24 protein-coding genes are annotated in these 23,628 nt (G+C 68.3%); 12 read left to right on the top strand and 12 right to left on the bottom strand.

What is annotated here, in order from left to right:
* Position 1: 1 nt before the first annotated feature.
* Positions 2–1,363, bottom strand: coding sequence for an extracellular solute-binding protein (locus ABZ195_RS00905; RefSeq protein WP_355214005.1), 1,362 nt, complete (start codon positions 1,361–1,363; stop codon positions 2–4).
* A 4-nt stretch (positions 1,364–1,367) separates the two neighbouring features.
* Entirely contained in the window at positions 1,368–2,348 is a 981-nt protein-coding gene (locus tag ABZ195_RS00900) for a PfkB family carbohydrate kinase (RefSeq protein ID WP_355214003.1), read from the bottom strand.
* A 169-nt stretch (positions 2,349–2,517) separates the two neighbouring features.
* On the opposite strand from ABZ195_RS00900, the gene ABZ195_RS00895 reads away from it, so the two are divergent.
* Both ABZ195_RS00895 and ABZ195_RS00890 read left to right on the top strand, forming a co-directional pair.
* Entirely contained in the window at positions 2,518–3,294 is a 777-nt protein-coding gene (locus ABZ195_RS00895; RefSeq protein ID WP_355214001.1) for a DeoR/GlpR family DNA-binding transcription regulator, read from the top strand.
* Positions 3,291–4,682, top strand: a complete 1,392-nt coding sequence (locus ABZ195_RS00890; protein WP_355213999.1) for a 6-phospho-beta-glucosidase — start codon at positions 3,291–3,293, stop codon at positions 4,680–4,682. Before ABZ195_RS00895 ends, ABZ195_RS00890 begins: the two co-directional genes overlap by 4 nt.
* Here ABZ195_RS00890 and ABZ195_RS00885 read toward each other — a convergent pair.
* The gene (locus ABZ195_RS00885; RefSeq protein ID WP_355213997.1) at positions 4,653–5,867 is read right to left on the bottom strand and encodes an acetyl-CoA C-acetyltransferase; all 1,215 of its coding nucleotides are present in this window, start codon (positions 5,865–5,867) and stop codon (positions 4,653–4,655) included. The two genes, ABZ195_RS00890 and ABZ195_RS00885, sit on opposite strands and share 30 nt — an antisense overlap.
* A gap of 114 nt (positions 5,868–5,981) precedes the next feature.
* On the opposite strand from ABZ195_RS00885, the gene ABZ195_RS00880 reads away from it, so the two are divergent.
* The gene (locus ABZ195_RS00880) at positions 5,982–6,563 is read left to right on the top strand and encodes a TetR/AcrR family transcriptional regulator (RefSeq protein ID WP_355213995.1); all 582 of its coding nucleotides are present in this window, start codon (positions 5,982–5,984) and stop codon (positions 6,561–6,563) included.
* A 111-nt stretch (positions 6,564–6,674) separates the two neighbouring features.
* Positions 6,675–7,451: a 3-oxoacyl-ACP reductase family protein gene (locus tag ABZ195_RS00875; RefSeq protein ID WP_355213994.1), complete on the top strand. Its 777-nt coding sequence runs from the start codon at positions 6,675–6,677 to the stop codon at positions 7,449–7,451.
* On the opposite strand, the gene ABZ195_RS00870 is transcribed toward ABZ195_RS00875, so the two are convergent.
* Both ABZ195_RS00870 and ABZ195_RS00865 read right to left on the bottom strand, forming a co-directional pair.
* Positions 7,439–10,264 carry an RND family transporter gene (locus tag ABZ195_RS00870; RefSeq protein WP_355213992.1) on the bottom strand — a complete coding sequence of 942 codons (2,826 nt, stop codon included), beginning with the start codon at positions 10,262–10,264 and terminating at the stop codon, positions 7,439–7,441. The genes ABZ195_RS00875 and ABZ195_RS00870 overlap by 13 nt on opposite strands.
* Positions 10,261–10,701 carry an MmpS family transport accessory protein gene (locus ABZ195_RS00865; protein ID WP_355213990.1) on the bottom strand — a complete coding sequence of 147 codons (441 nt, stop codon included), beginning with the start codon at positions 10,699–10,701 and terminating at the stop codon, positions 10,261–10,263. The genes ABZ195_RS00870 and ABZ195_RS00865 overlap by 4 nt, the downstream gene beginning before the upstream one ends.
* Before the next feature lie 76 nt (positions 10,702–10,777).
* Between ABZ195_RS00865 and ABZ195_RS00860 the strand changes: the two genes are divergently transcribed.
* The 4 genes from ABZ195_RS00860 to ABZ195_RS00845 all read left to right on the top strand — a co-directional run bounded on the left by ABZ195_RS00860 (position 10,778) and on the right by ABZ195_RS00845 (position 14,323).
* On the top strand, positions 10,778–11,047 hold the full coding sequence (locus tag ABZ195_RS00860; protein WP_355213988.1) for a metal-sensitive transcriptional regulator: 270 nt from the start codon (positions 10,778–10,780) through the stop codon (positions 11,045–11,047).
* Positions 11,048–11,084: 37 nt separating this feature from the next.
* A complete protein-coding gene (locus tag ABZ195_RS00855) occupies positions 11,085–11,708 on the top strand; it encodes a hypothetical protein (RefSeq protein ID WP_355213986.1) in 624 nt (207 codons plus the stop codon).
* Between the two features lie 184 nt (positions 11,709–11,892).
* Positions 11,893–13,077 (top strand): FAD/NAD(P)-binding oxidoreductase, encoded by a 1,185-nt coding sequence (locus tag ABZ195_RS00850; RefSeq protein ID WP_355213984.1) that lies wholly within the window; start codon positions 11,893–11,895, stop codon positions 13,075–13,077.
* Between the two features lie 55 nt (positions 13,078–13,132).
* Positions 13,133–14,323 carry a lycopene cyclase family protein gene (locus ABZ195_RS00845; RefSeq protein WP_355213982.1) on the top strand — a complete coding sequence of 397 codons (1,191 nt, stop codon included), beginning with the start codon at positions 13,133–13,135 and terminating at the stop codon, positions 14,321–14,323.
* Here the strand turns inward: ABZ195_RS00845 and ABZ195_RS00840 are convergent.
* Together ABZ195_RS00840 and ABZ195_RS00835 are read right to left on the bottom strand one after the other, a co-directional pair.
* Positions 14,320–14,733, bottom strand: coding sequence for a nitroreductase (locus tag ABZ195_RS00840; protein WP_355213980.1), 414 nt, complete (start codon positions 14,731–14,733; stop codon positions 14,320–14,322). The genes ABZ195_RS00845 and ABZ195_RS00840 overlap by 4 nt on opposite strands.
* Positions 14,730–15,197, bottom strand: coding sequence for a DUF4345 domain-containing protein (locus tag ABZ195_RS00835; RefSeq protein WP_355213978.1), 468 nt, complete (start codon positions 15,195–15,197; stop codon positions 14,730–14,732). The genes ABZ195_RS00840 and ABZ195_RS00835 overlap by 4 nt, the downstream gene beginning before the upstream one ends.
* Positions 15,198–15,219: 22 nt before the next feature.
* Here ABZ195_RS00835 and ABZ195_RS00830 point away from each other — a divergent pair, with 22 nt between their 5' ends.
* Positions 15,220–15,813, top strand: a complete 594-nt coding sequence (locus ABZ195_RS00830; protein ID WP_355213976.1) for a TetR/AcrR family transcriptional regulator — start codon at positions 15,220–15,222, stop codon at positions 15,811–15,813.
* A gap of 29 nt (positions 15,814–15,842) precedes the next feature.
* Here ABZ195_RS00830 and ABZ195_RS00825 read toward each other — a convergent pair whose 3' ends face one another.
* From ABZ195_RS00825 to ABZ195_RS00805, 5 genes are read right to left on the bottom strand one after another with little or no spacing between them, the layout of a single operon-like run.
* Positions 15,843–17,252 carry an FAD-linked oxidase C-terminal domain-containing protein gene (locus ABZ195_RS00825; protein WP_355213974.1) on the bottom strand — a complete coding sequence of 470 codons (1,410 nt, stop codon included), beginning with the start codon at positions 17,250–17,252 and terminating at the stop codon, positions 15,843–15,845.
* Positions 17,253–17,304: 52 nt separating this feature from the next.
* A complete protein-coding gene (locus ABZ195_RS00820) occupies positions 17,305–17,697 on the bottom strand; it encodes a hypothetical protein (RefSeq protein WP_355213973.1) in 393 nt (130 codons plus the stop codon).
* Positions 17,698–17,703: 6 nt separating this feature from the next.
* Positions 17,704–18,576 carry a threonine/serine exporter family protein gene (locus ABZ195_RS00815; protein ID WP_355213971.1) on the bottom strand — a complete coding sequence of 291 codons (873 nt, stop codon included), beginning with the start codon at positions 18,574–18,576 and terminating at the stop codon, positions 17,704–17,706.
* A gap of 34 nt (positions 18,577–18,610) precedes the next feature.
* A complete protein-coding gene (locus tag ABZ195_RS00810) occupies positions 18,611–19,567 on the bottom strand; it encodes a hypothetical protein (protein WP_355213969.1) in 957 nt (318 codons plus the stop codon).
* Between the two features lie 36 nt (positions 19,568–19,603).
* Positions 19,604–21,037 (bottom strand): CocE/NonD family hydrolase, encoded by a 1,434-nt coding sequence (locus ABZ195_RS00805; RefSeq protein ID WP_355213967.1) that lies wholly within the window; start codon positions 21,035–21,037, stop codon positions 19,604–19,606.
* Between the two features lie 244 nt (positions 21,038–21,281).
* Here ABZ195_RS00805 and ABZ195_RS00800 point away from each other — a divergent pair, with 244 nt between their 5' ends.
* The 3 genes from ABZ195_RS00800 to ABZ195_RS00790 all read left to right on the top strand — a co-directional run bounded on the left by ABZ195_RS00800 (position 21,282) and on the right by ABZ195_RS00790 (position 23,528).
* Positions 21,282–21,914, top strand: a complete 633-nt coding sequence (locus ABZ195_RS00800) for a DJ-1/PfpI family protein (RefSeq protein ID WP_355213966.1) — start codon at positions 21,282–21,284, stop codon at positions 21,912–21,914.
* A 68-nt stretch (positions 21,915–21,982) separates the two neighbouring features.
* The gene (locus tag ABZ195_RS00795) at positions 21,983–22,792 is read left to right on the top strand and encodes a DUF1906 domain-containing protein (protein WP_355213964.1); all 810 of its coding nucleotides are present in this window, start codon (positions 21,983–21,985) and stop codon (positions 22,790–22,792) included.
* Positions 22,793–22,862: 70 nt separating this feature from the next.
* A complete protein-coding gene (locus tag ABZ195_RS00790; RefSeq protein WP_355213962.1) occupies positions 22,863–23,528 on the top strand; it encodes an XRE family transcriptional regulator in 666 nt (221 codons plus the stop codon).
* Positions 23,529–23,628 lie beyond the last annotated feature (100 nt).

Raw genomic sequence — 23,628 nt, 5'->3', positions numbered from 1 at the left:
GCTACTTCTTGCTCGCCAGGAAGCCGGCGTAGTCCTTCTGCAGGGCGTCGACGAACTGCTGCGGATCGGACTGTCCGCCGACGAGCTCCTGCATCGCCGCGGTGAGCGTGTCGTAGAAGGTGGGCGTCGAGTAATCCAGGTACGGCACTTCGCCGTTCGCCTTCTGGACGTCGCGGTACTGGGTCGCGATGTCGGCCGCGACGCTGCCCTGGGGCGGCTGGTAACCCGCCGGCAGCACGGTCGGCAGGTTGCCGGTGTCGACCAGCGTCTGTGCCGACTTGGCGTTGGTGATGAAGTCGACGTAGGCGGCCGCGACGTCGGGATGGGCCGACTTCGACGTGATCGCCCACGCCAGGCCTTGGCCGCCGGTCGTGGCGGCCTTTCCGTCGTCGGCGGTGAGCGTCGTGAAGCCGACGTTCGGTCCGAGGTCGTCCTGCAAGGTCTGCTGCAGCCACGTGCCGCTCAGCGTGAAGAGGGCGCCGCCCTTGCCGAACGCGGCGACGGCGTCGTCGCGGGACACCCCGTTGGCGCCCGGGGTGAGGTAGCCCTGCTTGCTCCAGTCGGAGACCTGCTGCGCGGCCTTCAACGACGGCTCGTCGGTCCAGGCACCGCCTTGGCCGCTGACCAGCTGGTCGACGGCGGTCGCGCCGGCCAAGGCCGCCTGCACCACGCCGAACATGTGGATGCCCGGGCTCTTGTCGAGGTTGCCGAATGCCATGGGCAGGATGCCCTTGGCCTTCGCGGCGGCCATCGCAGAGTTGAGGTCCGACAACGTCTTTGGCGCCTGCAATCCCAGCGAGGACAGGAGTTGGCGGTTGTAGTAGATGCCGACCACCTCACCGGTTTGGGAGACGCCGAACAACGTGTCGCCCTGCCAGGTCTTGCCGTCGCCACTGAAGCTGTTCTGCTTGAGCAGCGCCTCGGGGTAGTAACCGTCCCAGCCGTAGAGCTTGGCGTAGTCGTTCATCGGGCGGAGCATTCCGGCGGCCACGAAGGCGCCCATGTCGGGGTAGCCTTGGTTGGCCTGTACGACGTCGGGCGGGTTGTTGCTCGACAGCGCCAGCTTCAGCGTGGTCTTCAGATCGCTGAACGACTCCGCGTTGCGTGAGATGGTGACGTTCGGATACTTCTGGTGGAACTGCTGATTGAGCTCGTCCTGCGCCTTGGAGATGCCGCCGTCGACGTTCTGGTCCCACACCGTCAGCGTCACCGGGCCCGCCGACGAGATGTCCTTCGACGCCTCGTTGGTGGGTGAGGGCGCCGCCTTGTCCCCGGAAGGCCCTGGGGCGCAGGCAGACAGGGACAGCGCGACGCTGACCGCGGCGACGAGGCCGCCGAGTCGGAACAGTCTGTTTCGCATCATGGTGTCAGGCTCCTGGGGTAGTGGGGACGAGGGAGGAGTGTCGATGCCGTTCGGCCCAGTGCCGGACGGTCGCCCAGTCGGGGTCGGCGTGGTGCTCGGCCAGCAGGTCGGCGATCTCGGCGGGATGGGGCGCACTGAGCGCTCCGCCCGCACCGCGCACCGAGCACGTGGCGCAGGCGCTGGCCAGGCGCAACCTCTCGGGCAACTCCCAGTCCCAGGCGGTGGCCGCCATGAACGCGGCTGCGAAGGCGTCACCGGCGCCGGTGGGGTCGACCGCGTCCACCACGATCGCCGGCACGTGCAGCCGGGCAGACCCCCGCCCGGCGACCGCACCACGGGGGCCGAGGGTCACCACCGCCGTGTCCACCACCCGGACGAGCACGTCGAGTGCGGCGTCCACCGTGCCCGCGCGGGTGTACTGGACGGCCTCGTGGTCGTTGACGATGAAGGCGTCGACGCCCTCGAGATGATCGAGGAGCGTCTCCGACCACTGCCCCGAGGGGTCCCAACCGACCCCGCCGACGATCGTGGTTCCGTTGGCCCGCAACCGGGCCGCGTGGGCGGGAACGGGACCGCGGCCCAGGCCGACGTGGGCGACTCGCACCGGCGTGGACGCCGGCCAGGCCGGAAGTTCCCCGGGATGTTCGAAGGTGACGAACGAGCGCTCGTGGCCGTCGGTGATCGCGACGGAGATGGGCATCTGATAGCCGGTGTGCTCCACGGCGAAGCTCAGGTCGAGATTCGGTTCGTCCCGCAGAGTCCGCGTCACGATGCAGCCGATGGGGTCGTCACCCAACTCCGTGACCAGAGCGGTGTGTGCGCCCAGCCGGGCAGAGGCGACGGCACGGTTGGCCGCACCACCGGGCGAGATCGCGAAGCCGTCGGCGAACACCTCCGCGCCGGGGGCGGGTGCGTTCACCCCGGTGAAGACCAGGTCGCTGAAGACCCGGCCCGCGACGAGGACGTCGATACCGCGATCCGTCACTGCCGACTACCTCCACTGGCTGACGTAGTTTGACGATCTGCGCGCACATCGTGCGTTCGTCGAGTGACCATAACGCCGCACATCGGCTTCTCGCAGGACTTCTCGATGATTTCGGTCACCAATCGTCATAGTCACTCAAACTTCGTCATCCGTGGGTAACATCCCCGGCATGCTCCTCGCCCAGCGCCACCAACGGATCCTGGCTGCGCTCAGCGGCGGAGGACAGTCGGTGGTCCAACTGGCCGGGGCCCTGGGCGTCAGCGAGTCCACCATTCGTCGCGACCTGGACCTGCTGGCCAAGGGCGGCCAGCTCGAGCGGTCCTACGGCGGCGCGATGCTCACCCACGGCAGCCGGTCCACCACCACCGACTCCGGCGGTGTGGAGGACCCCTTCGTCTTCGAGGAACGACCCGACTTCGATCTCCGGCGCAGGATGGCGGCCGAGGCGGCCCGGCTGGTCGGCGACGGTGACGTCGTCGTACTCGACATCGGGTCGACCACCCCGCTGGTCGCCAGGGAACTTCGTGGTCGTCCCGTCACCATCATCACGTCGAATCTGGCGGTGCTCGACGAGGTTCGCGACGACGACGCCGTCGAGCTGGTGCTGCTCGGCGGCGTGTTGCGCCGCAATCAGCAGTCGCTGGTCGGGCCGCTGGCCGAGCAGGTCGTCGGCCACCTCAGCGCCGACACGATGTTCCTGAGCTGTACCGGAGTGCGCAGCGGCCGGGTGGTGGACAACATGGCCGTCGAAGCGCCGATCAAGCACGCGCTGATTGCGGCATCGCACCAAATAGTGCTGCTGGCAAGCGAAGTCAAGTTTCCGGGCTCGGGTGCCCTGCGGCTGTGCTCCCTCGACGACGTCGACGTGCTCATCACCACCTCCGGCACCCCGGAAGCCGAAGTCACCAAGCGCCGTGAAGCCGGCAGAAAGGTCGTCGTCGCATGAAGCTCGTCATCCTCGGCGGAGGCGGATTCCGCACCCCCTACGTGTGGCAGGCCCTGATCCGCGACCAAGGGTCGCCCCGGGTCACCGAGGTCGCCCTCTACGACGTCGACGACGCGCGCCTGGCAACCATCACCACCATCCTGGGGCAACTCGCCGAGGGCTTCGCCGACGTGCCCACACTGAGTACCCACACACACCTCGAATCCGCCCTCGAGGGCGCCGACTTCGTCTTCGCTGCGGTCAGGGTCGGCGGCGTCGAGCAGCGCTGCTGCGACGAACACGTGGCGCTCGACCTCAACGTGCTAGGCCAGGAGACCACGGGCCCGGGCGGAATCGCCTACGCTCTGCGAACCCTGCCGGTCATGCTCGACATCGCCGAGACCGTCCGCCGGGTGGCGCCGGACGCCTACTTCCTGAACTTCACCAACCCCGCCGGCATCATCACCGAGGCGTTGCAGGGCGTGCTCGGTGACCGGGCACTCGGAATATGCGACACGCCTTCGGGTTTGGGACGACGGGTGGCCGGTGTCCTCGGTTACGACCACACCCGGATCCAGATGGACTACGTGGGGCTCAACCACCTCGGCTGGATGCGTCGGGTCCTCGTCGACGGCGTCGACGTCCTGCCCGGCCTGCTCGACGACGACCGTCGCCTGGCCCGCATGGAGGAGGCGCAGGTGTTCGGCGCCGACTGGATTCGCACGCTGGGGGTGATTCCCAACGAATACCTGTACTACTACTACTTCAACCGCGACGCGGTGCGCCACATCCTGGAGTCCCCGCAGACCAGAGGTGACTTCCTGCTCGAGACGCAGGGGCATTTCTTCGCCGAGGCCGCCGCCGAACCCGATCTCGCGGCGAAGTTGTGGACCGGCGCGGTCGACGAGCGCGGTGCCAGCTACATGGCCGAGGCGAAGGGCGGGGTGCAGGGCGCGCCCGCCACGGAGCGGGACCGCGAGACCGACCCCGCCCACCTGGGCTACGCCGGTGTGGCACTGGGGGTGATGACGGCGATCAGCCGCGACGAGCGGCGCACCATGATCCTCAACGTGCGCAACCGCGGCACCATCGCCGGTCTGCCCGCTGACGCGGTGGTGGAGGTGCCCGCCATGGTCGACGCCAACGGCGTGCACCCCCTGACCCTGGATGCGCAACCGGATCTACATCAGCTGGGACTGATGCAGCAGGTCAAAGCCGTTGAGCGACATGCCATCGCCGCGGCGCGGACGGGCTCGACGGCCGAGGCGCTCAAGGCCTTCGCCCTACATCCGCTCGTCGACTCGGTCACCGTCGCACGCGATCTGCTCACCGGCTACCTCGCGGCCAATCCGGATCTCGCGCGCGTGTTGACGGCCGGCTCAGCGCACCGTTTCGAAGATCGCGGCTAGGCCCTGTCCGCCCCCGATGCACATCGTCTCCAGGACGAACCGGGCGTCGCGGCGTCGCGCCTCGAAGGCAGCGGTCGCCAGGATGCGTGCGCCGGTCGCGCCGATGGGGTGGCCGAGGGAGATTCCGGAACCATTGGGGTTGACGCGGTCGTCGAGCGGGTCGACCTTCCACTCCGACAGGACGGCAAGCACCTGGGCGGCGAACGCCTCGTTCAGCTCGATCAGGTCCACGTCGTCGAGGGTCAACCCGGCTCGGTCGAGGGCGGCGGCGGTGGCTCCCACCGGGCCGATGCCCATGACCTCCGGCGAGCAGCCGGTGACCGCCCACGACCGCAGGGCCAGCATCGGGGTCAGACCGCGCGCCTCGGCCTCGGCGCGGGTGGTGACGATGCACATCGCGGCGCCGTCGTTCTGACCGGACGCGTTCCCTGCGGTCACCGTCGACTGGTCGTCGACCTTCGCGCGGATGGGACGCAGCGCGGCCAACCGCTCGACGGTGATGTCGGTGCGCGGATGCTCGTCGCGGTCGACCACGGTCTCGGGCCGGCCCCGGGCGCCGGGGACGGTGACCGGCACCAGCTCGTCGGCGAAGCGACCCTCCGCGTGAGCGGCCACGGCCCGTCGGTGCGAACGGACCGACAGCTCGTCCTGCTCCGCCCTCGTGATGCCGTACTGCCGGCGCAGGTTCTCGGCGGTCTCGATCATCCCGCCGGCCACGGGATGGTCAGCGCCACCGGCCGTCTCGCGGGCGCGGTCCAGGCGATCGAGTAACGCGATGCCGCCCTGGCGTACCCCGGTGCGCAACCCGAGCGCGTAGTGCTCCACGTTGGACATCGATTCCGCGCCGCCGGCCACCACGACACCGGCAGCGCCGGTCGCGACCTGTCCCGCCGCGTACAGGACGGCCTGCAACCCCGATCCGCACCGGCGGTCGATCTGCAAACCTGGCACGGAAGTGCCCAGACCCGCGTCGAGCGCGGCGATCCGGCCCAAGGCGGGCGCTTCCCCGTTGGCGTAGCCGTTGCCGAGAATCACGTCGTCCACGTCGCCCTCGCCGAGCCCGGCGCGGGAGACGAGTTCCCCAAGGACCATGGTGGCCAGCTCGGCCGCGGTCAAGGAGGACAGCACCCCACCCATGCGGCCCACCGGAGTGCGCAACGGATGGCAGATCACCACGTCGGTCATCGCTTCACCGTAAGTTGGCGATTGGACGGTGGGAAATACATAGATGGAGCTCATTGAGACGATCGACGTTTGGATCGCCGGGAGAGCACAGGTCGGTGGCCTAGCATGGAGGCCATGGCACGGCCTCGGGAGTTCGATCGCGCCGAAGCCTTGACCCAGGCGATGCACCTGTTCTGGCGACAGGGCTACCAGCGCACGACGCTCAAGGACCTCACCGAGGCAATGGGCATCTCCGCGCCAAGCCTGTACAACGCCTTCGGCGACAAGAAGTCGCTCTACGACGAAGCACTCGCGCTGTACCTCACGACGCCCGCCGTCGTCGTTCCCCAGGCGGTGGAGGAACCCACCGCCCGGGACGTCGTGGCGAAGATCTTCGAGGTCGCCGTGCGCGAGTACTGCAGCGTCGAGCACCCGCCGGGTTGTTTCGTCATCTCCGATCCGATCCTCGAGGACCACCGCCGCGACGGGTTGGAGGCCATCCGGATCCGCCTTCGGCACGCCGTCGACGACGGCGACTTGCCCGCGGATGCCGACGTCGACGCGCTGACCGACTACGTCGACGTCGTGCTGCGCGGATTGTCGTCGCGCGCACGAGACGGCGCCGACGCCGAAACCTTGCGTGCTGCAGCCGAGGTGGCGCTACGGGCGTGGCCCGCCGCGCGACACTCCCCGCGTCGGCGCGCCACCCGGCGATAGGGCTCTCGACCCCGGCGGAGTCTTGGCGTACCGTTTTGTCGGTATCGCTACAGAACATGGGCACCAGCGCACTTGCGCTCCAATGGCCATGTCACCGAAGGGAAGCCACCGATGAGCACTACCACCTCAGACACGACCACCGGCAGTGGCCCGCTCTCCGGTCGGAGAGCGTTGGTCACCGGCGGCTCGCGCGGCATCGGTGCGGCGATCGTGCAGCGACTGGCCGCCGACGGAGCCGATGTCGTGTTCACCTACAACGCCTCGGCCGACGTCGCCGAGAACGTCGCCGCCCAGGCGTCGGCCTCCGGCGCCACCGTCCATGCCGTCAAGGCCGACAGCGCCGACGCCGAGGCCGTTCGCGACGCGGTGCAGGAGGCCGTCGACCGCCTCGGCGGCCTCGACATCTTGGTCAACAACGCCGGCGTCGCCTCCGGTGCACCCATCGAGGCGTTCCCCCTCGAGGAGTTCGACCGTCTCGTCGCCGTCAACGTCCGCGGCGTGTTCGCAGCCATCCAGGCCGCGGTGCCACATCTGTCCAGCGGCGGCCGCGTCATCACCATCGGCAGCGTCAACGAGAGTCGCGTCCCCGTGCCCGGCCTCGCCGTCTACGCGATGACCAAGGCGGCGGTCAGCGGCCTCACGCGTGGTCTGGCCCGCGAGCTGGGACCACGCGGCATCACCGTCAACAACGTCGCGGTCGGACCTACCGACACCGACATGAACCCCGACGACGACGGTGACATGGCCACGGGCGCACGTGCCATGATGCCTCTGCAACGCTACGGCCAACCAGAGGAGATCGCCAGCGCGGTAGCGTATCTCGCGCTCCCGGAGGCGGGCTACGTCACCGGCTCGAGCTGGTACGTCGACGGTGGCTACGCCGTCTGATCGACCACCCGCCGACGGGGCCGGTTCGGGATGTTCAGCGGCCACCAGAACCAGCGTCCGAGGATCGCGGCGATCGACGGCGTCATCAGAGATCGCACGATCAGGGTGTCGAACAGCAATCCGAGCCCGATGGTCGAGCCCGCCTGTCCCACGTGGCGCAGATCGCTGGCCAGCATCGAGGCCATCGTGAAGGCGAAGACCAAACCGGCTGCGGTCACGACGCTGCCCGTGCTGCCCATCGTCCGGATGATGCCCGTCTTGATGCCTGCCCCGACTTCCTCCTTGAACCGTGACACCAGGAGCAGGTTGTAGTCGGAGCCCACGGCCAACAGGATGATCACCGAGAAGGCCAGCACGATCCAGTGCATGTCCATGCCGATGATGCGTTCCCAGATGAGCACCGAGAGCCCGAACGACGCACCCAGCGAGAGGACGACGGTGCCCACGATCACCAATGACGCCACCAGGGCTCGGGTGATGAGAAGCATGACCAGGAAGATCAGGACGATCGCGGCGAAGGCGGCGATCATCAGGTCGTACTTCGCCCCGCTCTGGATGTCGCGATAGGTGGCCGCGGTGCCGGTCAGCGACACCTTGGCATCGGCCAGCGGAGTGCCCTTGACCGCTTCATGGGCAGCGATGATCTCGTCGTCGACCACCGAAATCCCTTGTTCGGTGGCGGGATCGACGTCGTGGGTGAGGATGAAACGTGCCGCCTTGCCGTCCGGTGAGAGGAACAGCTTCAGCCCCCGCGTGAAGTCGGCGTTCTGCAGGACCTCCGGCGGGAGGTAGAAGTAGTCGTCGCTCTTCGACGCGTCGAAGGCCTGTCCCATCGCGGTTGCCGTGTCGGTCAGCTGCTGCATCTGATCGAACAACCCGGCGAACGTGGTGTGAATGGCCTGCAAGGTCTCCTGCATCGCGGTGGCGGTGGCGATGATTGGCAGCAGTTGCGCAGCCAACTGCGGCGTGAGCGCGTCGAGGTCACCGAAGTCCTCGAGCAGGGCTCCCATGTGGTCGCTGAAGCCGTCCACGCCGTCGACGGCGTCGAAGGCCGACCGAACCCCCCAGCACACCGGAATGTCGAAACAGTGTGGTTCCCAGTAGAAGTAGTTGCGCAGTGGTCGCACCGAGTCGTCGAAGTCGGCGAGGTGATCGCGCATCTGATCCACGGCGGCCTTCATCGCGGACATGTCGGTGACGGTGCGACCCATGGCCTCGGAGAACCGGGTCATCATCGTGTGCATGGCCTGCATCGAGGCGATCATGGAGCCGAGGTCGCCTGCCATCGTGTCCATGTCGTCGATGCGGGTCTTGAGGAATTGCAGGTTCTGGGTGATGGGCACCGACTGCATGCCCACCTGATACGGGATGGAACCATGGGCGATTGGTGAACCGAGCGGCCGGGTGATGCTCTGCACCATGGCGATGCCGCGGATCCGGAACAGCGCCTTGGCGACCCTGTCGAGCACGATCAGGTCGCTCGGATTGCGCATGTCGTGGTCGGTCTCGACCATCATGATGTCCGGATTGAGCCGCGCCGCGCTGAAGTGCTTCTCGGCCGCGTCGTAACCCTCGTTGGAGGGCACCGTGCCCGGGATGTAGTGCCGATCCTCGTAACTGGTCGTGTAGCCGGGCACCGCAATGATTCCCAGCAACGCGATACCGGTCGCGACCGCCAGAATGGGCACCGGCCAGCGGACCGTTGCAGTGCCGACGCGGCGCCATCCGCGCGTCTTCAGCGCGCGCTTCGGTTCGAACAGCCCGAATCGGCTCGCCACTGCCAGGACGGCCGGGCCCACCGTCATCGCCGCGGCGACGACGACGATCACACCGACCGCGGACGGAATCGCCAAGGACGTGAAATAAGACAACCGGGTCAATCGTAGGCAGAGCACCGCCCCCGCAATGGTCAGGCCGGAACCGAGGATGACGTGGGCCACCCCGCGAAAAGCGCTGTGGTACGCCGTCTCCGGGTCTTCACCGGATTGTCGTGCTTCGTGGTAGCGCCCGATCAGGAAGATGGCGTAGTCGGTGCCCGCGGCGATGGCAAGCGCGGTGAGCAGGCTGACCGAGAAGGTGGAGAAGTCCAGCAGCTTGGCATGGCCGAGCAGTGCGACGATCCCGCGAGCGGTACCCATCTCGATGCCTACGATCACGAGGATCAGGAGCACCGTGCTGATCGCGCGGTACACGATGAGCAACATGATGGTGATCACCACCATGGTCACGGCCATCATCAGCACCATGCTCTTGTCGCCGGCGAGTGCGGTGTCGGTGGTCAGCGGCGCGGGCCCGGTCAGGTAGGCCCGCAATCCCGGTGGCGGCGGGGTGCGGTCGATGATGCCGCGGACCGCCTCGACCGAGCCGTTGCCCTGGGTGCTGCCTTGGTTGCCGGCGAGATTGAGCTGCACGTAGGCGGCCTTGCCGTCACTGCTCTGAGCGCCCGCCGCGGTGATCAGATCGCCCCAGAAGTTCTGGATGTGCTCGACATGGACGGTGTCCTTGGCCAGCGCGGCAATCAGGGTGTCGTAGTAGGAATGCGCTGCATCACCGAGCGGTTGGTCGCCGACGAGCACGACCATCGCCACGCTGTCGGAGGTGAACTCGCCGAACTTCTGCCCCATTGCCTTGGCGGCCTTCACCGCTGGCGCATCCTGAGGGGACGACGACACCGCATTCTGTTGCCCGACGGCTTCGATCTGGGGCACCAGCAGATTCAGCGCGGCCGCGGCCGCCACCCAAATCAGGATGATGGGGATGGCCGCCACCCGGATGAACCGGGCGGTCCGGGATGTGCCCGCGGAGGCGCTCACGCGGCCTTGTCCAGACAGAATGCCTGCGCGTCACGTCCGGTTGCCTGCCGTTCGGTGGTGACCGTGCCGTTGACCAGGATCCTGCAACCCAGCGTCGGGACATCGGCCTGCGCCACCAGGTTCGCGAACACACCCGGATCGGTGGTCGTCACCGACACCGACCACGGCAATGCACGGAAGTTCGCCTCCCGGGTCTGCCCGTCGACGTCGAGGTAGCTCACCGAACCCGAGGCCCCCCGTGGGCCTATGACCTCGTAGGTGACCGTCTTGCGGTTGAAGGCCACGATCGCCTCTGCGCCGGCGGCACTGGGCGACACCGGCAGGTCGGATCCGAAGAATCCACGCAGGCGGGTCACCACGACGGCGGCGACCAGTAGTGCCACCACGACGATGAGAATCACCCAAAACCGCTTCACCGCAGTCGCTACCGAAGTCATGCCCACTCCTGACTGATCGGCGCCGGTCGCCGGTCCGTCACAATTTATACCCTACGGGGTATGGTATAAAGAAAGCATGACCGCAAAGAGCAGCGCCGACGTCGAAGCCACCCTCAACCGCCTTCGCCGTGCGCACGGCCAACTCGCCGGCGTGATCGGCATGATCGAGCAGGGCCGCAACTGCAAGGACGTCGTCACTCAGCTGGCGGCGGTCTCCAAGGCACTGGACCGGGCCGGCTTCAAGATCATTGCCACCGGTTTGCGGGACTGCCTGGACAACCCCGACGAAGGCGCCCCCGAACTGAACATCGAGCAGCTGGAGAAGCTGTTCCTCAGCTTGGCCTGACCGTTCGAACCATCACCGCAAGAAAGGCACTAGCACCATGAGCATCTCTGAACACGGGCCGCAATCCGGAACCCCATCGGTGACGATCTGGCTCGACCCGGTGTGCCCCTTCTCGTGGAACACCGCTCACTGGCTCGTCAACGCCAGCAGCGCAACCGCTTTCGAGATCGACTGGCAGCTGGCCAGCCTCGCCATCCTCAACGAGGGGCGCGAACTCCCACCCGTTCAACAGAAGCGCATGGCCGACTCGCGAGTGGTCGGCAGGCTGATGGCCGCGATTCAGCGCGAGACCGGCACGGCCGGACTGACCGCCGCCTACTTCACCTTCGGTCAGCAGTACTTCGACGAGTCCGACGGTGTCATCGACGACGAACTGATCATCAAGGTGCTCGACCGTGCCGGTGTGACTGGGATATCCGCGGCCGTGCTGACCGACACCTCCCTCGACGAGCTGGTGGCGAAGTCTCATGCCGCAGGGCAAGCCGCCCTCGGCGAGACCGGCGGCAGTCCCATCGTCTCGGTCGACGGACATGCCTTCTTCGGACCGGTGCTGACCTCGGTGCCCACCGACGACCAGACGGCGCCGCTGTTCACCGCGCTCGCCACGCTGGCGGCCACCAGTTCGTTCACCCAGCTGCAGCGTCCGCGCCCGGCGCACTAGGGGGCCACGACCATGTGTCATGCCGTGAAATGCCGCACCTGCGGAAAGACCACCTGGTCGGGGTGTGGTCGCCACGTGGACGCGGTGAAGCGAGGAGTGCCCGTCGCCCAGTGGTGCGGCGGCCACCCCGACACCGACGCTCCGGCACCCCGCCGAAGCCCATTCTGGAAGAAGAGGTAGGAGCATGACGAAGAAGAACAGACTGCTGATCCTTGGCGCCGGCATCGGCGGCCTAAGCGTCCTCAAGGAGCTCGCCGACACCGGCGTCTCGATGGACGACGTGGACGTCACCATCGTCGACGAGGACTTCTCCCACTTCCTCGGCTTCACCCTGCCGTGGGTGATGCGCGGATGGCGCGACCAGGACAGCGTCCCCATCCGCCCCAGTGCCGATGCGCTGAAGGGCGTCGGCACCGTCACCGGTTCCGTGAGCCGCATCGACGCCGAACGGCGCACCGTGACGCTCGCGGATTCGACCGTCATCGCGTTCGACGCCCTGGTGATCGCCACCGGTGCACGCAACACCGTCGACGCGGTCCCCGGGCTCCAACGGGCCGTCGACGGCGGCTCGGCCGTGCACTACTACAGCGCCGCCGCCGCCGCAGCCGCCCACCGCGCGCTGACGAGCTTCACCGGCGGAAAGCTGATGTTCCTCGTCACCTCCGCGCCCTACCGGTGCCCGGTCGCCCCGTACGAAGGCGCACTTCTGGCCGCAGACCTGCTGCAGGACAACGGATCCCGCTCAGTCACGACGATCGACGTCTACAGCCCGGAGAAGCAGCCCATGCCCTCCGCCGGCCCCTACGCCGGCCGGGAACTGATCACCATGCTCGCCGGAAACGGCATCGAGTTCCACGGCGAGCACAGCGTGGCTCGCGTCGACGGCGACCGTCGTCGCGTCGAGTTCACCGACGGCTCCACCGCCGGCTTCGACCTCCTGGTCTTCGTCCCACCGCACTCGCCCGCCGTCACCCTCGACGGCGGCGGCTGGATCACCGTCGACGCCGAGACCATGCAGACCGCGCACCCCGGCATCTTCGCGATCGGTGACGCCGCGACGGTCACCTCGCCGTCCGGCCGGCCGCTGCCCAAGGCCGCGATCTTCGCCAAGAACGGCGCCGCCGCGGCCGCGCGGAACGTCCTGAACTTCCTCGACGACAGCAACCAGGCGGCCAAGCTCTCCGGAGAGGGCTACTGCTACGTCGACGCCGGATCCCACACCTCGGCCCGGGGCAAGGGAGACTTCTTCGGCCTCCCCCACCCCGCCATCCACCTCACTGCACCGTCGGTTGAACTGCACCACGACAAGCAGCAGGAAGAAGACGATTGGCGCGCACTGTGGGAGAGCACGCCGGCGATCGTTCGCTGACAGACCGTCACACCGGCTAGCTTCGTGGGGTGTGGAGGCCACGAGGCAGGGCTCGATGAGACGAACCGACGTTCTGGTGGTCGGCGCTGGGCCCGCCGGCGTCGCCTTGGCGGGAGCCTGCGCGCGCCTCGGGCTGACCACCGACGTCGTCGACCCCGCCCCCGACCAGCCGTGGACGGCGACCTATGGGATGTGGGACGGAGAACTGCCGGCCGACCTTCCCGCATCCGTCGTGTCGGCCCGCGCCGCCGGTCGGGCGATCGCCGTGTCGGAGCATCGATTGGGTTGGGAATACGCCGTTCTCGACGTACCGCGCCTGCAGGCGCACCTCACCGAGGGCCTGACCGACGTGCACGTCCACGCCGCCCGCGTGGTCGGATCGCCGGAGCCCGGCGTGGTCGCCTTGGCCGACGGGTCACAGTTGCGGGCCTCGGTCGTCGTCGACGCCGGCGGCGGGGCACGACCGTTGGACCGCACGAGGTCGCGCCGGACCGCCGCCGCCCAGACCGCCTACGGCGTGGTCGTCGACGAGGCCGCGGCAGCGCCCTTCGTGACCGACGGCGACGCGCTGTTCATGGACTGGCGCGCCGACCACGGCGAGGTGGGCTGGCCGACGTTCCTCTACGTGATCCCGCTCGGTGAGGGCAAGGTGCTGATGGAGGAGACCTCCCTGGCGCGCCGCCCAGGCCTGTCGCTGGTCACCCTGCGGCGGCGGCTGCACGCGCGCCTCGCCCACCATGGCGTTCGACCACCGGAAGACGCTCGCGTCGAGAGGGTTTCGTTTCGCGTCGACCACCCGCGACACCGCGGACCGGCGACGATCGGATTCGGTGCGGCCGCTCCACTGATCCATCCCGCCACCGGCTTCAGCCTGGCGAGCTCCCTGCGACTCGCACCACGGGTGGCTGCGGCGCTGGCCACCCGCCTGCCCGACGAGCCGGGCGCAGCACTGGCGGCCGCGCAGCGGACCGTGTGGCCGCTCGACGCGCGGGTCGTCCACCACGTCCGGCGGATCGGTCTCGAGTCGTTGTTGCGCATGCCACCGTCGGACGTTCCCGGCTTCTTCGAGCAGTTCTTCGCGCTTCCGGACGCGCACCGGTGGACCTACCTGACCGCGCGTGACGACGTCCGCGGCATCGTCGCCGCGATGAACTGCCTGTTCCGGACCTCGGATGGCCGGTTGCGGCGACACCTCGTCACCTCGGCCGTGCTTCCCGCCGTGCGCAGCAACGACGACCGCGCCTAGCCGACGGGACGCGGCCCCGCGGCCACCGTGATCAGCCGAAAGTCCCGTCGTCTGAGCAATCTCAAGATCGTCCGTTGCGGCAGCGGATAGGCGGCCAGACCCGATGACGTCGGATACGGCTGCAGGCCGGTGACCTGATAGGTCGATCCACGCACCACGAGTTCGCCGCGGCCGGTGGCGGTCAGATTACGGACCCAGGCCACGCCGGGCCCGTAAGTCAGTTCCGCGACGAAGCCGTCGTCGACTCGAGCGAGGATCAGCGGCGTGTCGTAGACCGTGCCGCTGCGGCGGCCGACGTGCCGCAATGCCGAGAACGGACCGTGTCCGGAACGGGCAAAAGAGAGCGCGACCGGGTTCACCGTGTGCGCGAGCACTCGCAGGAAGGTCCGCTTCACCAGTCCCGGACTCATTCTCCGACCTTCGCTCCGCCACCAATGGTCTCGCGCGCGCGGCAGATCAGGAGATGGTTGAACACCGGTACCACTAATTCGACGGGGATCATGACGACGTAGAACCAACTGGGCCGTCCGCTGTCTGCCCAGGCAAGCAGACGTGCGACGCCACCGGCGAAGAACACTGCGCCAAGGAAGTCGGCCACCTGGCCGCGCCGAGCGATGTCGAGAGCACACCACGCGAAGGTGGCGCCGTAGGCGGTGAAGAGCAACGCATAGAAGCGCAGGTCGGAGTCGATGGTGGCGTTCACCGGACCGCCCCCGATGATCGTAAGGGTGCCAAAGAGTAAATGCGCCAGGCCAATTGCGGCGCACACGAAACCGAAGGTGCCCAACCAGACTTCCGTGGCTCGTTTCACGCGCGTCCCTATTAGATCGAATCCAATAGAGGTGACGCTATCGCGCCGATCCAAGACCGTCAACCGGAGAATCTAGGATGAGCGCGTGTCCAGTCGGCGTCGCCTCGCTCCGCAACAGCGCCGCGACGAACTGATGGATGCCGGTGCGACCGCCTTCAATGAGACACCCTTCGACGGCGTCGTCATGGAGGACGTCGCCCGTCGCGCCAACGTTTCCCGTGCGCTCGTGTACCACTACTTCCCGACCAAGCGGGACCTGTTCGCCGCGATCTGGCGGCGGGCACACGAACGGCTGAGAGCCGACGAGGCGTCGTACGACGGTCGCCCCCTGCGTGATGTCGTAATCGAGCTTCTGACAAGGCATTTGGAGTTCTATCGCACCCACGCTCCACTCGTCATGATCGCGAACCGCAGTGCCATCGCCTCCGATCCGGCAGTACGCGAGCCCATCGCCGACGGCATGCGGATCCTCGGCGACCGCATTCTCGACTCCGCAGATGCGACCGGCCATGAACGCGACCTGGCCGCAACGGCTCTCACGGGCTGGATCGCATTCGTACGCGAGGTCACCGTGGAATGGCTAGTCCAAGAGGATACTTCGCAGGACGAGGTGGTGGCGATGTGCATGTCGGTACTCGACGCCACCATTGGCACCACGGTCGGTTGGACCGGGCAGTGAGTCTCGTGGGCGAGTCGGCTCGCCCAGGATCATTCGAAGATCTTGCCGGGGTTCAGGATTCCGGCGGGATCCATCGCGGACTTGATGCCCCGGTGCAACGCCATCACCGCGGGCGACAGTTCGTCCACCAGACCGCCGCGCTTGAGCAGGCCCACGCCGTGTTCCCCGGTGACGGTGCCGCCGAGGGCTAAGGCCGCCTCGAGGATCCCGTCGAAGGCGGCGTGGATGCGCGGCCACAGTTCGGCGTCGTCGTCGGTCGGTCCGATGATCAGGGGGTGCAGGTTGCCGTCACCGGCGTGCGCGATGTTGGCGATCGACACGTCGTGGCGGGCCGCCAAGGCCTCGATGCGGGCCAGCATCTCCGGGACGTGCTCCTTGGGCACGCATACGTCCTCGGTGATCACCGGCCCCAGCCTCTCCAACGCCGGATAGGCCAGGCGGCGCGCGGCGAACAGCGCGTCGCCCTCGGCGGGATCGGTCGACCGCTGGGACCAGGTCGCACCGCTCGCGCGGAAGTGCTCGACGATCTGGTCGGCGAGTGCCGTGCCGGTCGGCTCCGGGTCGTCCACCCGCGCCAGTAGCAGAACGTCGCCCGCGTCCGTCAGGCCCATCTGCTTCCAATCATCAACGGCGCGAAGGCAATACCGGTCCATCAATTCCAAGGCCGAGGGCGTGATGCCCGCCGAGCCCACCGCGCGTACCGCTGTGCCCGCGGACACCAGCGACGGGAAGAACCCCGCGACGGTGATCGCAGCGCTGGGCAGGTTCCGCAGGCGGACCGTGATCTCGGTGACGATTCCCAGGGTGCCCTCGGATCCGACGAGCAGACTGACCAGGTCGTAGCCGGCGACCCCCTTGGCGGTCCGACGCCCGATGCGCACCACCTCCGCCGATCCGGTCACCACCTCGAGTTCCAGGACGTACTCGCGGGTGACGCCGTACTTGACGCAGCACACGCCGCCGGCGTTCGTGGCGACGTTGCCGCCCATCGTCGACCAGGGCGAGCTGGCCGGGTCGGGTGGGTACCACAACCCGTGCTCGGCCACCGCGGCGCGGAGGTCGTCGTTGACCACTCCGGGTTGGACGACGGCCAGTCTCTCCAGCGGGTTGATCTCGAGGATCTCCGACATCGCCGCCAAGGAGAGCACCACGCAGCCGTCGACGGCGTTGGCACCACCGGAGAGCCCCGTGCCCGCCCCGCGGGCCACGACGGGCGCGCGGTGCCGCAGACACGTCTCGACCACCCGCCGGACCTCCTCGGTGCTTCGGGCCCGCACGACGGCCGCCGGGACTCCGGCGGGGGCGCCGGCCGCCTGGTCTCGGCTGAGGCTGCGGATGACGTCCGCGTCGACGACGACCCGGCCAGGTGGCAGCGCGGCCACTAGATCACCGACGACGGGATCGGCGGCAGTCAGGAGTCGCTGAGCCGGTGGCGTCATGCGGTGACCTCCAAAGCCTCGGGGTGCCTCGAGACCGAGGCTAGTCCGACGCTCAGCGCGGCAGGCTGCGGCCCGACCGACCGCGCGCTCGCAGGGGATACCCGCGCCGCACCCGGCCGAGGACACCGCGCAACGACTGCGCGGCCGCGGCGCCGACCAGCAATCCGACCGCTATCGCGCTCACCACGGTCACCACCCCGAACGCGTTCGCCCCACCCCCGCCCGGGTTGGTCACCAACGTCGTGGTGGACAGCAGACCCAGACTGCCGGGCACCAGCAGCCAGAAGGCCGGCAGGAACACCACCAGCCGCGGCAGGTTCGGTCGCACGGCCTCGACGAGCGACGACCCGAGCGTGGCGGCGACCGCGCCGAGGAAGCTGCCCAGCGCCGCACCTCCGACGTGCTGCCCGAAGCTCTGCGCGGCGAACGCCAGCACCAAGACCACGGTGATCTAGGGCAGCAGCCGCAGCGGGGGACTCTCCAGGACGCCGATCCCGATGCTGATCAGGATGAGTCCCAGCGGCGCCGCCCACCAACCGAGCTCGTCGACCCGCAGATTGGTCAATTCCGTTGCTGGCACCGGTATCACGTGACTGGCCGCCACGATGCCGAGCGTGAAGAGCAACAGTTGCACCAGTCCGAACGTCAGTCGGGACGCGCCGGCCACCATGTCCCCGGCGGCCAGCTCGGACATCGCGGTGACGATCAACGCGCCGGGAAGCAGCACGGCCAGTGGTGGCAGCAGCGTTCGCAGCGGACCGTCGAGGAGGCCGGCGTTGGAGGCGGCGAACACACCGCACGCCAGCACGAACGCCGCCAGCGTCGGCAGCAGTGTGGCGACCAAGCCGAACCGCTGCCCCAGCCGGAACAGTACGACCACCACGACCGCCCCCACGGCGGCGAAGGCGACGTTCGGCCCGTCGGGTTGAAGGATCAGGGCGATGCCGGTGGCGATCGCGATCCACCCGAGGTTGGCCATCCACTGGGGATATCGGGGCGGGCGAGCACGCAGCGCGCGTAGTTCCGCGGTGGCGTCGGCGACGGTGAGGGTGGATCGCGACAACCGGTGTCGGATCGAGCGCACCTCGGCGGCCTGGTCGAGGCGCAGTCCGCCCCGTACCGACTCGAACGTGGCGGGGAGACCGCTCGCCAAGTTCAGGAACACGCCGGTCGGCGAGGCCGCGATCTGAACGTCGGGATGGCCCAGCACGATGCTCACCTCGGCGAGTTCGTCCTCCACGTCGCTGACCGGCTGCCCGGTGGCGACCATCGCGGCACCCAGGTAGGCCAGAAGGGCACGGACGGCGTCGTCGTCATCGGACACGGAGACACTCTGCCAGGTTCGCCCCGGTCGTCGACTACGTCAGCACCGACGCCGGCGCCGCCTTCACCGCCACCGCGTCGGTGATGGTCGGCAGCGACACCTGCAGGTTGGACACGGTCAGCGCACCGAACGCCCCGAAGTTCTCGTAATTGGCCGTCGACGCGACGAGTTGCAGAGTGAGCGTCTGGCCCGGCTTCAGCGTCTGTGCCACCTGCTCCATCGGGATGCTGATCATGTGCGTCTGGCCGTCGAGGGTCACCGGAATCGGTGTTGCCTGGTTGCCGAGGACTGCGCCGGTCGAATCGTCGACCAGTTGCGCGAAGACGTGCCTGCTGGTGCCGGTCCCGGAGTAGGTCAGGCTGAGCTGCGGCGCCCCCACCACGTACGTCGTCGTCGCGGCGGCCGGGATGGACAGGTTGTAGGCGTTGAGCGCCGCGGTCGCTCCGATCGGCAGGATGCCGAGCAACGGACCGGAACCGAACAACAGCGGCACCAGTGGCAGCACGCCGGGCTGGCCGCTGGCCGCGACGATCGGCGCGCCGGGCGCCGACGGGTAGGAGTTCGACGTGTAGTACTGCCCGCGCTGGTCCACCCACTCGAACTTGGGACCCGTCGACACGTTCTCACCCTTCACGTAGCGCGCCAACCAGTTCAGCGTCGCGTCGGTGACCACCTGTCCGTCGGTGGGGTCGAACAGGTTGTTGGTGCAGAGCCCGTGCCCGCCGCAGAAGTACAGCACCTTGGTCGGAATGCCCTGTGTCGCGAGCGCCTCCGCATTGTCCTGCGCCTCCTGTAGCGAGAACAGGGTGTCGATGGTGCCCTGGATGATCAGCGCCGGCGCAGTCACGCTGCCCAGCAGGGCGGCGGGTCCGCGGTCGGCGAGCAGCGCCTGCTGCGCGTCGGTGAGCACCCCGGTCAGGTCGCCCTGGATGGCGGCGGGATAGATCTCTGGGTTGGGGCGCGCACCGGTGAGCAGGAGCGCGGCAGTCAACAGGGTTCCCCAGCCGCTCTTGAAGGCGTCGCTCTTCTACAGCGACGTGTTCAGGGTGTTCCAGGAGATGCTGGGCACGATCGCGTCGACCCGGTGGTCGGTGGCCGCGGTGGTCCACTGGATGCCCCCGCCGTAGGACGCACCGACCATGCCCATCCGAGGGTCACCGGGTGAATCCAGTTGCGCCTCAGGCTGAGTCGCCAACCAGCTGATGATCGCCGAGACGTCCCTGGCCTCGTAGTCCGCGGAGTCCAACTCGAGCGTGCCGCCCGAGCGATACTCGCCGCGCGGGTCCCAGGTGACCACGTTGTATCCGGCGTGGCGCAGCGTGCCGACGCCTACGGCGCCGAGTGCGTCGGTCAGGATGCCGTCCAGCGGGGTGACTTCCAGGCTCGTCGAGCCGGGCATCCCGAGTCCGGGGCCCTCCAGGATGGTCGGCGCGACGCCCTTGGCCGGCAGCCCGGCCGCCGGCATGAAGTGGACGTAGATCTGCGTGCCGTCGAAGGACGTGACCATCACGTCGCGCGGCACCGGGGCGCCCGGAGAGCCGGGTTGCACCGGGTAGCCGATCAGCGGATGGATGATGTCGCCGACGATCGGAATCATGTGGATGGCGGCGACCACCGGCGTGATGAAGACCGGTCCGATGACCGGAATCTGCTGCAGCCACGCCAGCGGAGGCGTCTGGATCACCGCCATCGGTGGCGTCGTGTCGACCAGCGTCGGGGTCGGGGTGGCGAGGGTCGACGCAGCAGCGGCCGGTGTGCGCGTCGCCGGAACGAGCGTCTCCTTGCGCGCCGCCGCGGCCACCGTCCACGAGACCGGTGAGTCCGGGGGCGTCACCGGGGAACCGCCGGTCTGAGAGCCCGTCACGCTGACGACGCCGGCCGCGGCCGCCGTGACGGTGTCGTGCGCCGGGACGGGGTGCGCCGGCGGCACCTCGGCGACGGCGTTGCCGGTCTCGGGTGCGGTGGCGAGAACCGACGTCGGCTCGACCTCTGACGGCTTCGCGTCGCCGGCGGGCTTGGGGTCCTTGGTCGGCTTGGTGTCCGCGGTTGGCTTGGTGTCCTTGGTGGCGGAGTCTTGGTCGTCGGCCGTCGTCTCCTTGGACGGCTCCTTCTTCGACGGCTTCGCAGTGGTCGACGAATCGGGTCCGGGTTTCGCGGTCGTCGAGTGAGAGCCGCGATTCGGCTTGCTGGCGATCGTCACCGTGGCCACGGGCTTGGCGGTCTCGATCTTCGTCGGCGTGCCCGTGTCGTCCTGCAACGAAGAGGAGCCGGTCGTGTGCCCGGCGGACGAGTCGGCCGTCGACTTCGCCTCGGATCCCGACGACGAGGACGGGGAGTCCGCCGAACTGGACTGTCCAGTCGTGTCGGCCGAGGCGACCCCGCATCCCAGCCCGATGGCGACACCGATCCCCAAGGCTGCGGCCAGGCCGCCGATCCGACCAACGTGTGTTGATGCCCCCATGTGCCGACTGACCCCGATCGCGTGTGCCGTCAAAGAGAAGTGCGTAACGCAGCGGACGGTAGCCGTCTCGGACCGTTGACGAAGCTAGTTCGGCGAACAAAACCGGATGGTACGAATTACTATCCTGGTCAATATCTTTCGTAGTCTGGGCCGCTGGCTGCTCCACAGCTCCTCGGTGGCCGACCCTTGGCATCACCAGGCAGACTCGATCGCACCGCCACGTCGACTGAGTCGGAGCCCCACCATGCAGATCGCCATCGTGCTCTATCCCGGGTTCACCGCGCTCGACGTGGTCGGGCCGTACGAGGTGCTCGCGCGGCTCCCAGGCGCCGAGGTCGTCTTCGTCGCCGAGCGGCCGGGTCTCGTGCGCAACGATCTCGGGAGCCTGTCCATCGACGCCGTCGCCGGCCTCGACGAGGTCACCAGACCAGACGTCGTCGTGATCGGCGGTGGCCCCGGTCAGGCGAACCAGATGTCGGACGGCCCTCTGCACTCGTGGCTCCGCTCGGCCGACACCCACACGACATGGACGATGTCGGTCTGCACCGGATCGCTGATCCTCGCGGCGGCGGGGCTTCTCAGGGGACGTCGCGCGACGACCCACTGGCGCGCGCTGGAACAGTTGACGCAATTCGGCGCCAGCCCGTCGGAGGACCGCGTCGTCGTCGACGGGAATTACCTCATCGGCGCCGGCGTCTCCGCGGGAATCGACGCCGCCCTCACCTTGGCCGGCAAGATCGCGGGTGACGCGACGGCTCAGGCCGTCCAACTGCTCATCGAGTACGACCCTCGACCGCCGTACTCGGCAGGGTCGACCTCGACCGCACCGGCGTCGGTGATCCGGGAAGCCGAGGACATGCTGACGTCTCGACGCTGAACTCAGACCCCGACACGACCGGCCGCTCGTTGCAGCTTCAACATCCGTCACATTGGTAACATCGCCGCATGTTGGACTCGCCGGGCCCCACCGGCCCTCGGCGACCGCGCATGGTGTCCCGTCGGGACGCGCTGCGGTATGCCACCGCCGCGTCGGCCCTGGCCGGACTGGGCGCGGCCGCCGCGGCAACCGCCGCCCCCTCGGCGTCGGCCGCGGCTCCCACACTGATCGACTACGCCATGCGTCAGATCCCGGCCCAGGACATCCGCGCGGCGGGCCACGCCGGCGTCATCAACTACGTCTCCACCTCCCGACCCGGGTCGAGCTTCGGCGCGAAGCCGATCACGCTGCCCTACGCCAAGTCGTTGACCGCGGCCGGACTGGTGATCGTCAGTAACTACCAGTACGGCAAGCCGGGCGGCACGGCACCGTCGGACTTCACGCGCGGCTACGCCGGTGGAGTCTACGACGCTCGGACGGCCTGGCAACTGCACACCGCGGCCGGCGGCGGACAGAGCGCACCGGTCTTCTTCAGCGTCGACGACGACATCGACCGGGACACCTGGAACACAGTGGCACTGCCGTGGTTTCGCGGTATCAACTCCGTGATCGGCGTCCAGCGCACCGGCATCTACGGCGGCATCAACCCCTGCCAGTGGGCAGCCGCCGACCGCGTCATCGGCAATTCGTCATCACCCGGGCATGTGTGGGCATGGCAGACCCGGTCGTGGTCCCGCGGCCAGGTCTATCCCGCTGCAGTTCTCTACCAACGCATCGTGAGCACCGCCTCCAATCCGGGTCCCGTGGTCGGCGGGCTGGAGGTCGACGTCAACGACGTCATGGCCTCGGACGTCGGGCAGTGGAACCTGCACCCGTGAGGTCCACCCGAACGTCTCGGTGAATCCTCGCGTCGCGTCGCGGTCCGGGCCCGGCTTATAGACTTCGCCGATGACGAGCGCCGATCCCGTCGACGAGCACCGCGACACCGGGGACCCCGCCCCGGTGGCGCGCGAAGTTCCTCGCGACACCCCGACGGGCGTGGACCTCGAGAAGGTCATCGCCAAACGTGTTCGTGAGCTTCGTCGTTCGACCGGTCTGTCCGTCGGCGACATGGCCGCCAAGGTGGGCATCTCGAAGGCCATGCTGTCCAAGATCGAGAATGCTCAGACGTCGTGCAGCCTCAACACACTCGCGCGGTTGGCTTCGGGTCTCGACGTTCCCGTGACGTCGCTGTTCCGTGGTGCCGACACCGAACGCGAAGCCGTCTTCGTCGAGTCGGGCCACGGCGCGGTGATCGTCGGACGCGGAACCCGCATCGGCCACCACTACGAATTACTGGGCGCCCTTCGAGGACAACACAAACGACTCGAACCCGTGCTGGTGACCCTGACCGATGCCAGCGAGGTCTTCCCGCTCTTTCAGCATGCCGGCACCGAGATGCTCTACATGCTCGAGGGCGTGATGGTCTACGGCCACGGCGAATCGGAATACACACTTCGGCCGGGCGACTCCCTGCTGCTCGACGGCGAGGGCCTGCACGGTCCCCACGAGTTGGTCCGCTTGCCCATCAGGTTCTTGGCCGTCACCGCCTACCCCGACGAGTCGGACTCCTGACCGATCGCCTGCCGACACCGGCAGTCGACGTCTAACACGCGGAAACGACAGACCTCACCGCTTGACGACGCCTTGCATCGTCTTCAGCGCCCGGTCGAGA

It is taken from the genome of Mycobacterium sp. NPDC006124, assembly GCF_040614235.1.
Classification (GTDB): domain Bacteria; phylum Actinomycetota; class Actinomycetes; order Mycobacteriales; family Mycobacteriaceae; genus Mycobacterium.
This window is presented reverse-complemented; position numbering and strand designations above follow the sequence as displayed.

What these genes read in the sequence shown, in the direction of transcription:
- ABZ195_RS00890 (WP_355213999.1), top strand. Translation starts at nt 3,291, where the DNA reads ATGAAGCTCGTCATCCTCGGCGGAGGCGGATTCCGCACCCCCTACGTG.
- ABZ195_RS00880 (WP_355213995.1), top strand. Translation starts at nt 5,982, where the DNA reads ATGGCACGGCCTCGGGAGTTCGATCGCGCCGAAGCCTTGACCCAGGCG.
- ABZ195_RS00905 (WP_355214005.1), bottom strand. Translation starts at nt 1,363, where the DNA reads ATGATGCGAAACAGACTGTTCCGACTCGGCGGCCTCGTCGCCGCGGTC.
- ABZ195_RS00840 (WP_355213980.1), bottom strand. Translation starts at nt 14,733, where the DNA reads ATGAGTCCGGGACTGGTGAAGCGGACCTTCCTGCGAGTGCTCGCGCAC.
- ABZ195_RS00875 (WP_355213994.1), top strand. Translation starts at nt 6,675, where the DNA reads ATGAGCACTACCACCTCAGACACGACCACCGGCAGTGGCCCGCTCTCC.
- ABZ195_RS00895 (WP_355214001.1), top strand. Translation starts at nt 2,518, where the DNA reads ATGCTCCTCGCCCAGCGCCACCAACGGATCCTGGCTGCGCTCAGCGGC.
- ABZ195_RS00825 (WP_355213974.1), bottom strand. Translation starts at nt 17,252, where the DNA reads ATGACGCCACCGGCTCAGCGACTCCTGACTGCCGCCGATCCCGTCGTC.
- ABZ195_RS00865 (WP_355213990.1), bottom strand. Translation starts at nt 10,701, where the DNA reads ATGACTTCGGTAGCGACTGCGGTGAAGCGGTTTTGGGTGATTCTCATC.
- ABZ195_RS00845 (WP_355213982.1), top strand. Translation starts at nt 13,133, where the DNA reads ATGAGACGAACCGACGTTCTGGTGGTCGGCGCTGGGCCCGCCGGCGTC.
- ABZ195_RS00800 (WP_355213966.1), top strand. Translation starts at nt 21,282, where the DNA reads ATGCAGATCGCCATCGTGCTCTATCCCGGGTTCACCGCGCTCGACGTG.
- ABZ195_RS00885 (WP_355213997.1), bottom strand. Translation starts at nt 5,867, where the DNA reads ATGACCGACGTGGTGATCTGCCATCCGTTGCGCACTCCGGTGGGCCGC.
- ABZ195_RS00860 (WP_355213988.1), top strand. Translation starts at nt 10,778, where the DNA reads ATGACCGCAAAGAGCAGCGCCGACGTCGAAGCCACCCTCAACCGCCTT.
- ABZ195_RS00850 (WP_355213984.1), top strand. Translation starts at nt 11,893, where the DNA reads ATGACGAAGAAGAACAGACTGCTGATCCTTGGCGCCGGCATCGGCGGC.
- ABZ195_RS00805 (WP_355213967.1), bottom strand. Translation starts at nt 21,037, where the DNA reads ATGGGGGCATCAACACACGTTGGTCGGATCGGCGGCCTGGCCGCAGCC.
- ABZ195_RS00790 (WP_355213962.1), top strand. Translation starts at nt 22,863, where the DNA reads ATGACGAGCGCCGATCCCGTCGACGAGCACCGCGACACCGGGGACCCC.
- ABZ195_RS00855 (WP_355213986.1), top strand. Translation starts at nt 11,085, where the DNA reads ATGAGCATCTCTGAACACGGGCCGCAATCCGGAACCCCATCGGTGACG.
- ABZ195_RS00795 (WP_355213964.1), top strand. Translation starts at nt 21,983, where the DNA reads ATGTTGGACTCGCCGGGCCCCACCGGCCCTCGGCGACCGCGCATGGTG.